Raw genomic sequence first — 11,599 nt, 5'->3', positions numbered from 1 at the left:
TCTACTTAATCTAGTACTTCTACTTTTACAATCTTCACGTCCTCTTCGGGGCGGTCGCTACGGTCGGTTTTCACCTGCTGAATCTTATCCACGATGTCCATGCCTTCGATTACTTCACCGAAAACCGTATACTCACCGTCCAGATGAGGAGTACCTCCTACAGTCGTATAAGCTTCGATCTGTTCCGGCGTAAAGTGAAATTCCGGTTGTTTGGCAGCTTCCGCTTCCGCCTCTGCAAAAAGCTTCTCCTGCAATTCATACAAACCATTTTCATCGTTTTCCTTCCGCATCTTATAAATTTCTTTCATGTGCTTCTGAGCCAACGTATTGAAAATAACATTGATCTTATTCTCATTCATCTGGCTTTCCATGCCCAGCAATGTAGAGTCGTTGTACACCTTGCCTGTCACAATGTAGAACTGGCAACCGGATGATTCTTTCTTCGGATTAACATTGTCTCCTTGACGGGCAGCCGACAAAGCGCCTTTTTTGTGAAAATACTTCGGATAAACAAATTCGGCCGGAAGGGTGTAACCCACATCTCCTGCACCCAGCATCTTTCCTTTCGGTGCATTCTTTGAATCCGGGTCTCCTGCCTGAATCATAAAGTCTTTGATAACACGGTGGAACAGCGTTCCTTCATAAACACCGTCTTCCGCCAGCTTAATGAAATTATCACGATGTTTCGGCGTCTCATTATACAACTTAACCTTGATGTCTCCCAAGGTTGTTTCAATCTTTACCAACGTTTCGTTGTCCATATTTCCTCCTTTTTTTGTTCCGGTTTTGCAGGCCGTAAGTCCGCAAAACGATATGGTTAATAGTAAGTATGCAATCTTTTTCATAACACTTTTATTTAATTTAAGTTTGCAAATATACTACTTTCGCCCAAATCCTCTTACCTTTGTAGCATTAAAAGAGGCAAAAGAGAGTATGATGAAATCCATATTAATAATAGAAGACGATATCACTTTCGGAATGATGCTGAAAACCTGGCTAAGTAAAAAAGGGTTTGAAGTGTCGTCAGTCAGTAACATTGCCCGTGCCCAGAAGCACATTGAAGGACAAGGGGCAGACTTAATCCTGTCCGATTTACGCTTACCGGATCACGACGGAATCGATCTTCTGAAATGGATGAACGAAAAAGGAATCGATATTCCTTTGATCATCATGACCGGTTATGCCGATATCCAATCGGCAGTACAGGCGATGAAACTGGGAGCACGCGACTATGTTGCCAAACCGGTGAATCCGGAAGAGCTGCTCAAAAAGATGTCGGAAGCTTTACAAACGAAAGAAGCACCGACTGCGCACACCGCAGCCAAAACTTCTGCAAAGAAAGGTTCTTCCGCCTCGTCCGGAAATGCCACCGAAGCCCATCATGCTTATCTGGAAGGAGAAAGTGATGCCGCCAAGCAACTCTATAATTATGTAGGCCTGGTAGCTCCCACCAATATGTCCGTACTGATCAACGGTTCCAGCGGAACGGGAAAAGAGTATGTGGCGCACCGCATCCATCAACTGAGCAAACGGAATGACAAGCCGTTTATCGCGGTAGACTGCGGTTCGATCCCCAAAGAATTAGCTGCATCCGAGTTTTTCGGTCATGTGAAGGGCTCTTTTACAGGAGCACTGACGGACAAGACCGGAGCGTTCGTTGCCGCCAATGGAGGCACTATCTTTCTGGATGAAATAGGGAACCTCAGTTATGAGGTACAGATACAACTTCTCCGTGCCTTGCAGGAGAGAAAGATTCGTCCGGTCGGTTCCACGCAAGAGGTATCGGTTGATATCCGTCTGGTATCAGCCACCAACGAGAATCTAGAACAGGCTATCGAGAAAGGAACTTTCCGTGAAGACCTTTTCCATCGTATCAATGAATTTACCCTGCGGATGCCGGACCTGAAAGAACGGAAAGAAGATATCCTGTTGTTTGCCAACTTTTTCCTCGATCAGGCAAACAAGGAACTGGACAAGCATCTGATCGGTTTTGACTCGAAAGCCTCACAAGCCTTACTCAATTATCACTGGCCGGGCAACTTACGCCAAATGAAGAATATCGTAAAAAGAGCTACTTTACTGGCACAAGGCAGTTTCATCACTCTTCTTGAGTTAGGAACCGAATTACTGGAAACAAGTACCGTTTGTTCCGCAAGCATGGCGCTACGCAACGAAGAGACAGAGAAAGAACACATTCTGGAGGCATTGCGCCAAACCGGAAATAACAAGAGCAAAGCGGCACAATTACTGAATATCGACCGGAAGACATTATATAATAAGCTGAAACTATATAATATCGACTTGTAGGTTATCAATCAGTACTACCTATATATTTAGAAGGAGATACGCCGAACTGCTCCATGAAGTGCTTGCGCAAAGTACGGGTATCGGAATAACCAACCATTTCCGAAATTTCCTGAATAGAATAGCGATTCTCCAGAATCAATGTCGCCGCCTTGCTTATACGTATACTGCGAATCATATCTATAACAGACAAATCACTGCGCTGTTTCACCTTCCGGTACAATGTAGGCTGACTCATATTCAGTTGCTCCGCCAACATTTTTACATTAAAGTCCGCATTGGAAAGGTTAGCTTCTATGATATGAATCAGTTGTTGCAAGAAGGCATCTTCTTTCTCCCCTTCTTCCGATTCCTGTTTCAGCATCAGGGCTTTCGTATAAATCCGCTTCAATCGCTCACGCTGCAAAATCAGGTTATCCACTTTGGTCTTTAATATCTCCGGATTAAAGGGTTTCATCATATAATCATCCGCTCCGCTATTACAGCCTTGCAGGATGTCAGCATCTTCTGCTCTGGCAGTCAGTATCAAAATAGGAATATGCGCAGTTTCCTGCTGCATACGAATTTCCCTGCAACAAGCAAAGCCGTCCTTTACGGGCATCATCACATCCGAGATAATAAGATCGGGCAACTGTTCTTTGGCTATCCGCACCCCTTCCTCACCATTGCAGGCTTCACTGACTACATATCTGGAAATGAATAAGCTCCGAATATATTCGCGGACATCCTCATTATCTTCGATAATCAGCAGACTTTTTTTAGCCGCTGTTTCCCGTGTTTTGTTTTCCGTTATCGAAAGAAACGATTCCGGTTTCAATTCTTCATTTTGCTTTGTCTTTTCCTGACGGCTGTCAATAAGTTCATAAGAATCTTTTGCAAAATGCGCTTTGCCTTCGGGAATATAAAGGGCAAAGGTACTTCCTTCGTCCGGCACACTCTTCAGCGTTACCAAGCCATGATGCAAGTCCATCGTGTTCTTCACAATATGCAGTCCAATTCCTGCCTTCGTTGACATCTCAGGTACATTATCTCCCGTTACGAACGATTCAAAAGCATATTTCTGCAACCATTCCGGAATCCCTGCGCCTGTATCCGAAACGGTGATCCGGCAATAACCCTGCCCACTTTTCATCAGATGAGAGACGGAAAGCAGGACACGACCTCCCGATGGGGTATACTTAAACGCATTTGAAAGAAGATTTTGCACGGCCGAAGCGATCTTTCCCTCATCTACCCAATACAGGAACTTCCCTTCGGGCAAATCAACATCAAATTGCAAGCCTTTGATTTCGGCCATCTGCCGGAACGGTTCCGACACATTGCAGACCAGCTGCACCAAATCAATCTCGGATAACTGAAGTCTGACCATCCCGGCCCCTATCTTTTGTACATAAAGCAACTGATCGACCAAGGTATGCAGTGAGGCCGCATTCTTATACATGACCTGCAATTTCTTATAAAAGTCTTCCAATGGATTGCACTGTTTCATCAATTCCTGTAACGGGGCAAGGATCAAAGTCAGCGGAGTACGCAGTTCGTGGGCAACGCCCGTGAAAAAGTTCTCGCGTTCCACACGTATCTGACGTTCTTTCTCACGCTCCATACTGACCGTCAACAGTTCATGTTTCATCTGCATTTCGTGTTCCATCCGTTTCTGCCGTATTCTGATCAACCGTACTCCATAAGCCACTCCTCCCAACAATAACAGGGAAACGAAAAGCCGGAAAGCAAAAGTCTGACTCCAATGAGGAAGAATGACGATCTTCAGCGAAGTTACCACCCCTGTCTGACCGTTCGGATGTATATTCTTCACTTCAAATACATACTCACCGGCTGGGAGGTTGGTGTACGAGGCTTTCTCTCCCTCATCAGAAATCAGCCAATTCCCCTGATAAGGCAAAAGCCGGTAATTATATTTTTGTTGTTCGTCCGAGTAGGACAGGTTGTTGAAAGTCAAGGAGAAATCTTTGTTATCATTATCCAGTACAATGCGATCCGTAAAAGGGATGAATTGATTGAGGATGATCTGATTATTAATCTTTTCTCCAGTCCCGACAGGATGGTTATCCACTTCCAAACCGGTTATTAACACCCGTCCGTTGGTCGGATAGGCATTTATATCCTCCGGATTGAAATAAGTCAGACTCTGATTATTTCCGAAGAACAAAGTCTTGTCACTGAATACGGCAGAACGGTTACTACCTGCTATGTAGTAATTGTAAAAGAGATGCTGACGACGACCATACCGCGATATGCCGGAGTTGCTTCCCAACCAGATATGTCCTTCGCTGTCTTCCGCTATGCAGCCGATGAAGTTACTGCACAGTCCGTCATTCGTGGTATAACGGGCACTGATTCTGTTTTGTTGTGGAGACAGGATGGCAAAGCCATCCGTATAACCTATATATAAATTCCCATCCGAGGATGCCAGCAGCGAACGTACCGAACGATATTCCATATTCATCTTCCGCTCATATCCATTTTCTACGGAGATACCTCCGGAAGCGGATTCAACCACTCTGCAAACTCCCATATTGCTGGTCCCCAGCCATATCGTTCCATCTTTTGTCTGAGCAATCGCACGGATGAAAGGTTGTCTTTTCTCATTTAAATAGTGTGCTGCTGATAATTTGGCGCATATACCTGTCTGACGGTTATACAATAAAAGCCCGTCTCCCGTACCTACATAGAGCCTGTTCTTATCATCCATATACAAAGCCCACACCGAAGCCCTGTTGCCAACACCGTCCACCAACAGTGAATGGGTCACGAAACGACCGGTCCGGACATGATAAACAGTCAACGTACCGTTTATATTTCCAAACCACAGATTGCCTTCTACATCTTTCAAGGCACACAACATCGTTTCTTCCGATTTCCCGCTGCCTGTATCGACTTTAGAGAAACTCAGTTTTTTCCCTTGTGCGTACGGTATGTCACTTCGCATGATTCCTTTGTGATAGGTCGCCAACCATAACCGATGACTATCATCCATGAGGATATCACATATTTCGTTATGCCTGTCCTGATAGTAACGGTCATAAAACTGTGACCTCAAATCAGAATACATCACTCCTCCACCGTTAGTACCAATCCAAAGAAGGCCATTAGGATCGTAACAGGCAGAAATCATACGTGTTTCGAGGTTTCGGTAAATCTGTGTATGCGTATTGTTATATATCTCCGACGTCAGTTCTTCCGGCTGCTTTTCATCCGGCATCAACAGTGTATAGCCACCCCATGTCACTGCCAGATAGCGGTTATTGCCGATAAATATAGTCTGATAAACATCTGTATGAGAAAGAAGATTCTCTTTTCCTGTCCCGCCGTACGAAATCCGGTCCATATGCCCCGACTTCGTGTGATAACGGACAATGCCTTTGCCGATGGTAGAAACCCAGACAACTCCGTCTCTGTTCAAGATGGAAGTGACTTGTAATGGTTTTCCGTCTGTCAGCGGTATCTTCTGATACGCCTCCGGAGTATCCGGATGAAACAGGATCAGATTGCCTCGGTTAGTTGTCAGCCATATTCCGTTCCCGGCTTTTTCATGATAGCACAGAGAAGAAAAGACTTCTCCTTTTTCTTCTAATAACTGAAAGGTCTTTTGTATGCGTACCCGAACAGCCGTTTTTTCTTCTTCCTTTCCTTGTTGTATCTCCCATTGACAGAGTATCAGTCTGTTTCCCGATATTCCCCAAAAAGAAGAATCGTCGGCGGGCAGGACATTAAATACACCTATGGCAGTATCTGATTCAGTATGTATCGGAAGAAAAGTTTCCTGCTTCCGGTTGAAATAATAGAGGTATCCATCGGATACAATTCCTAAAAAGTCATCTGACAGTCGCACAATGGCAGCAACCGAAGCATACGTATCCGCAGGCTTGAAATTCTGAATCGTTTTTCCGTCATAACGGCTTAATCCGTCATCCGTCCCAAACCACATAAATCCGTCTTCATCCTTATAGATGCAAGGAATCGTGTTATCCGCCAATCCATCCCTCATTGTCAGCAGCCGAATATCTTTATCAAAAAAAGCATAGGCAGGATGCAGCGGGCAACAACTCAGAATCAGGATAATCAGGATTAGATTTAAGTGCTTCATTCTATTAGACAATTTAGGGCAAATAAACGAAATTAAGTCAGAACATACAAAAAAACGAATAAAGAAATGGACTTATGAATTAAACATGTATGTTGAATGAAAGAAACAGGCATATTCGGAACCACATTGTTTGCGTACATTTGCAGCCATATAACAACCTGATGTACACCTTTTAAATAATATACAATGACCTTAGTTTATCTTAACCAGTCAGACACAAAGGAGATATTTTTATGATAATACGCATACCAAAGACTACATATTATCATAAATGGTTCATCGGAGCTACACTCGTCGTTCCGGTTCTTCCGCTTGCCGCCCAGACGTCTCCGAATCTTGTCTTCATCATGGCAGACCAGTATCGGGGGGACGCACTAGGTTGTCTGGGCAAAGAACCTGTAAAGACTCCTTGCCTGGATCATCTGGCTTCCGAAGGAGTCTTATTCACTAATGCAGTCAGCAGTTATCCTGTTTCATCACCCGCCCGTGCCATGCTGATGACAGGCATGTACCCCCTGCATAATAAAGTAACAGGCAACTGCAATTCACAAACAGCGCCTTACGGAGTGGAGCTTCCACAGGAGGCCCGCTGTTGGAGTGATGTACTAAAAGACATGAACTACCGTACGGGATACATAGGAAAATGGCATCTGGATTCTCCTTACAAGCCTTATGTAGACACTTACAACAATCGTGGCAAAGTAGCGTGGAACGAATGGTGTCCGCCCGAACGCCGCCACGGATTTGAATACTGGACAGCCTACGGGACATACGATTATCATCTGAAACCGATGTACTGGGACACGACTGCTCCACGTGACAGTTTCTACTACGTCAACCAATGGGGCCCTGCATACGAAGCGGACAAAGCCATCGAATACATTCAGACACAAAAAGAGAATAAACAACCTTTCGCACTGGTCGTATCGATGAATCCTCCGCATACCGGTTACGAACTGGTTCCCGACAAATACAAAGCCCTATATAAGGATATAGATGTGGAAGCCCTCTGTGCCCACCGCCCGGACATACCCGCCAAAGGAACCGAAATGGGAAACTATTTCAGAAATAACATACGCAATTATTACGCCTGTATCACAGGGGTAGACGAGCAGGTAGGACGTATCATCGAAACCCTCAAAAGCAACGGACTGTTTGAAAATACCATCATTGTATTTACTTCCGATCATGGCATCTGCATGGGAGCTCACAACAATGCCGGAAAGGATATCTTCTACGAAGAAGCCATGCGCATCCCCATGATTATCTCGTGGCCGGCAAAGATAAAGCCACGCAAAGACGACCATTTGATGATTGCCTTCGCCGACTTATATCCATCTCTCCTTTCCTTGATGGGATTCCGAAAGGAAATACCCGAAACGGTACAGACTTTCGACTTATCCCGCCATATTCTGGGCAAGAGTAAAAAAGAAGTGGTACAACCTTATTATTATGTACAGTTTGACAATCATACCACCGGATACCGCGGGCTACGTACGTCAACCCATACATTCGCAGTCCACGCAACCAATGGAAAAATAGACGAAACAGTTCTTTACGACCGAACCAAAGACCCCTATCAAATGGATAATATTGCCGGACAATCCCCCCGTCTGGTCCGGCAATTCAACAAACAACTCAAGGCATGGCTACTCCATACCAACGATTCATTTGCCCATTATCTTGCAACCGTAACTAAATAAACACCATGAAGAAACTTTGCTATCTCTCTCTTTTTATCCTATACTCAGTTTGCAGCTTCGCACAACAACAGGCTATCCCCGTCCCCAAGCCCCATCAACTCAAATGGCATGAGGCGGAAATGGGAGCTGTCTTCCATTATGACCTGCACGTGTTTGACGGTATCCGCTACGGACAAGGCAACAACCGTATCAATCCCATCGAAGATTACAACATCTTCAACCCGACCGAACTGAATACTGACCAATGGGTACAAGCTGCCAAAGCTGCCGGATGCAAATTTGCCGTACTGACCGCCACCCACGAAACAGGTTTCGGACTTTGGCAAAGCGACGTCAACCCTTATTGCCTGAAAGCCGTGAAATGGAGAGACGGGAAAGGAGACATTGTCCGTGACTTCGTCAACTCCTGCCGCAAATATGGTCTGCAACCGGGCATCTATATCGGTATCCGATGGAACTCCCTGCTGGGCATCCATAACTTCAAGGCCGAAGGAGAAGGAGCGTTCGCCCGCAACCGCCAGGCATGGTACAAGCGCCTGTGCGAGAAAATGGTGACAGAACTCTGCACCCGCTACGGAGATTTATATATGATATGGTTTGACGGCGGAGCCGATGATCCCCGTGGCGATGGCCCCGATGTGGAACCGATTGTCAACAAGTATCAGCCAAACTGCCTTTTCTATCATAACATCGACCGTGCCGACTTCCGTTGGGGAGGTTCGGAGACAGGTACAGTGGAATATCCCTGCTGGTCTACCTTTCCCGTCCCCTGCTCACACCATAAACGCATTGAAAGCAGTATCGACCAGCTCGAACTGTTAAAACACGGCGATAAGAACGGCAAATACTGGGTACCGGCGATGGCAGACACTCCGCTACGAGGAGCAAACGGCCGCCACGAATGGTTCTGGGAACTGGATGACGAGAACAACATCTATCCACTAAACACGCTGATGGATAAATATGAAAAGTCAGTAGGAAGAAACGCCACGCTTATTCTCGGACTAACTCCTGACCCGACCGGATTAATCCCCGCCGGAGACGCACAGCGCCTGAAAGAAATGGGAGATGAAATCAGTCGGCGGTTCTCCTCCCCGATAGCCCGCATTTCGGGACAAAAGAAAAGCCTGACACTGAAACTCGGGAAAGAGCAGCCTGTCAATTACTGCATCATTCAGGAAAACATCAAAAACGGAGAACGCATCCGACAATATCAGATAGAAGCCAAAGTGAAGGGCAAATGGCAAACAGTCTGCAAAGGAGAATCTGTGGGGCACAAACGAATCGAAAAGTTTGAACCGGTAGAAGCCACAGCATTAAGGCTGACTGTATCCGAATCTGTCGCACTGCCGGATATTATAAACTTCAGCGCCTATTCCGTAAAATAACACAAAAGGTATGAAAAGAATAATCCACATCTGTTTATGGCTATTGACGGGCATCTTTGCGGAAGCATCGCTGTCTGCACAGAACCCGTTTATCTACCATAAAGGGAAGACATACAAAGATGTTGCAGCTTATCGGATGGAAGAAATCATCGACCTGAACACCCATACTCCATCCACCCCCATTTTATACGAACAACAAGTGCCGGAACACCAAAGCACTCTTTCGTATAAGGTTGCACTTCCTTTGTATGTTCGTGGCATATTCTTCAGCCGTGATTCCCGCCCCGGCGACTATCAATGGCCGAATAACACCAATCGGTTGCTCCCTTGGATGTTCAACCATCTCGAAGACCTCACACGGAGCGATTATGCAGGCATTCCTTCCAATGCCCTGCCGTCCGCATCGGGCGACGCACTGCTCCTTGAACTTGCAGACGGAGAATATCTGTTCGCCAAAGCCATTGCGGGTAGCAACAGCCTCAGCTGGTTTCAGGTTAATCAGGACGGCACGCTCACATTGTATGTCTCCACACTAGGAGAAGATGCACTGACCGGCCGACTCCCCCTCCTGATTTTCCGGAAATCTTCATCCATCTACCATGTATTCAGTGACGCCTACGATTCGTTAATCGCAGATAAAGCCGTATCTGCCCTCCGCAAAAGAGCGGACAAAGAGTATTTCAATGCCTTCAACTATCTGGGATGGTGTACGTGGGAACATTATCATTATGACATTGATGAAACGAAAATACTGAACGATATCGATGCCATCGAAGCATCCGGCATACCGGTACGTTATGTCTTAATTGACGACGGACACATAGCGAACAAGAACCGGCAACTGACCAGCCTCGTCCCCGACAAAAAACGTTTCCCGAACGGATGGAGCCGCATCATGAAGCGCAAACAAGCAGATAAAATCCGATGGATGGGGCTATGGTACAGCCTTTCCGGCTATTGGATGGGAATCTCTGCCGAGAATGACTTTCCGCCGGAAATCCGGCAAGTTCTACACTCCTACAACGGCAGTTTACTGCCCGGCACCAGTACAGAAAAGATAGAAACATGGTACGAATATTATGTCCATACCATGAAGGAGTATGGATTTGACTTCTTGAAGATAGACAATCAATCTTTCACCCTCCCGCTCTATATGGGCGGAACGCAGGTTATCCGACAGGCTAAGGATTGCAATCTTGCCCTGGAACATCAGACACATCGGATGCAAATGGGACTGATGAACTGCATGGCACAAAATGTGCTGAACATTGATCATACCTTGTACAGCAGCGTAACCCGTGCCAGCATCGACTATAAGAAATATGACGAGGATATGGCTAAATCACATCTGTTCCAGTCATATACCAATACACTCATACTGGGGCAGACCGTCTGGCCCGACCACGATATGTTTCATTCCTGCGATACCGTTTGCGGCAGTCTGATGGCACGTTCGAAAGCGGTCTCCGGCGGACCTGTTTACCTGTCCGACTCTCCAAGCGAATTTATTGCCGATAATATCCGCCCTCTGATTGATGAAACCGGAAAGATATTCCGTCCGGCAGCTCCCGCCGTCCCGACTCCGGAATCCATACTGACCAATCCCCTGCAAAGCGGTAAAGCCTACCGCGTATATGCCCCTACAGGAGACGAAGCGCTCTCAGTCATTTGCTACAATCTGAACACTTCTCCCGCTTATCGGGAAGTAGAAAGTTTCGTCAAACGGGAAGATTACCTGTTACGGGAAAGCACCGGCAAATCCGCAGATTCTTCTTGCGACAGCACTCTCGCATTCAACTGGGAAAAACAGAGCGCCGAAGTATTGAACGCATCTGAAAAAAAAATAAAGTTATCCGGATTTACAGATAGTCTGTTCCATCTTTGCCCCATCCGTAAAGGCTGGGCTGTCATCGGCATACAAGAGAAATACCTCTCGCCTGCCACTGTACAGATACTCAAACGTACTACCGATAAGCTGATATTGGATGTCCACTGCACCGGTACATTAAGAATATGGACAGACTCCCACGGGAAACAGGAATTACGGAGCATACCGATCAAAAAGGCCGGCAGAATTGAAATAAAGAAATAACACTAAA

Annotated in this window: 6 protein-coding genes; 4 read left to right on the top strand and 2 right to left on the bottom strand. The window is 46.1% G+C overall.

Translation table 11 applies throughout. The annotated features are described in order from the left end of the window. Positions 1 to 5: 5 nt before the first annotated feature. Positions 6 to 845, bottom strand: coding sequence for a peptidylprolyl isomerase (locus tag NBH01_RS18250; protein WP_008762736.1), 840 nt, complete (start codon positions 843 to 845; stop codon positions 6 to 8). 88 nt (positions 846 to 933) lie between these two features. Here NBH01_RS18250 and NBH01_RS18245 point away from each other — a divergent pair, with 88 nt between their 5' ends. Further along, entirely contained in the window at positions 934 to 2,307 is a 1,374-nt protein-coding gene (locus NBH01_RS18245) for a sigma-54-dependent transcriptional regulator (protein ID WP_195440907.1), read from the top strand. A gap of 4 nt (positions 2,308 to 2,311) precedes the next feature. Here NBH01_RS18245 and NBH01_RS18240 read toward each other — a convergent pair whose 3' ends face one another. After that, positions 2,312 to 6,409 (bottom strand): hybrid sensor histidine kinase/response regulator transcription factor, encoded by a 4,098-nt coding sequence (locus tag NBH01_RS18240; protein WP_225679434.1) that lies wholly within the window; start codon positions 6,407 to 6,409, stop codon positions 2,312 to 2,314. Between the two features lie 233 nt (positions 6,410 to 6,642). On the opposite strand from NBH01_RS18240, the gene NBH01_RS18235 reads away from it, so the two are divergent. From NBH01_RS18235 to NBH01_RS18225, 3 genes are read left to right on the top strand one after another with little or no spacing between them, the layout of a single operon-like run. After that, positions 6,643 to 8,112 carry a sulfatase family protein gene (locus NBH01_RS18235; protein ID WP_196045757.1) on the top strand — a complete coding sequence of 490 codons (1,470 nt, stop codon included), beginning with the start codon at positions 6,643 to 6,645 and terminating at the stop codon, positions 8,110 to 8,112. Between the two features lie 5 nt (positions 8,113 to 8,117). Further along, a complete protein-coding gene (locus NBH01_RS18230) occupies positions 8,118 to 9,500 on the top strand; it encodes an alpha-L-fucosidase (RefSeq protein ID WP_225679436.1) in 1,383 nt (460 codons plus the stop codon). Between the two features lie 10 nt (positions 9,501 to 9,510). After that, the gene (locus tag NBH01_RS18225; protein ID WP_225679439.1) at positions 9,511 to 11,592 is read left to right on the top strand and encodes a Sip1-related alpha-galactosidase; all 2,082 of its coding nucleotides are present in this window, start codon (positions 9,511 to 9,513) and stop codon (positions 11,590 to 11,592) included. The last annotated feature ends 7 nt before the right edge of the window (positions 11,593 to 11,599 follow it).

The organism is Bacteroides sp. B1-V-101, assembly GCF_023656585.1.
GTDB classification, from domain to species: Bacteria; Bacteroidota; Bacteroidia; order Bacteroidales; family Bacteroidaceae; genus Bacteroides; species Bacteroides thetaiotaomicron.
This window is presented reverse-complemented; position numbering and strand designations above follow the sequence as displayed.

Excerpts from the sequence above, each read along its gene's own strand:
- NBH01_RS18250 (WP_008762736.1), bottom strand. The coding sequence starts at position 845 with ATGAAAAAGATTGCATACTTACTATTAACCATATCGTTTTGCGGACTT.
- NBH01_RS18245 (WP_195440907.1), top strand. The coding sequence starts at position 934 with ATGATGAAATCCATATTAATAATAGAAGACGATATCACTTTCGGAATG.
- NBH01_RS18240 (WP_225679434.1), bottom strand. The coding sequence starts at position 6,409 with ATGAAGCACTTAAATCTAATCCTGATTATCCTGATTCTGAGTTGTTGC.
- NBH01_RS18235 (WP_196045757.1), top strand. The coding sequence starts at position 6,643 with ATGATAATACGCATACCAAAGACTACATATTATCATAAATGGTTCATC.
- NBH01_RS18230 (WP_225679436.1), top strand. The coding sequence starts at position 8,118 with ATGAAGAAACTTTGCTATCTCTCTCTTTTTATCCTATACTCAGTTTGC.
- NBH01_RS18225 (WP_225679439.1), top strand. The coding sequence starts at position 9,511 with ATGAAAAGAATAATCCACATCTGTTTATGGCTATTGACGGGCATCTTT.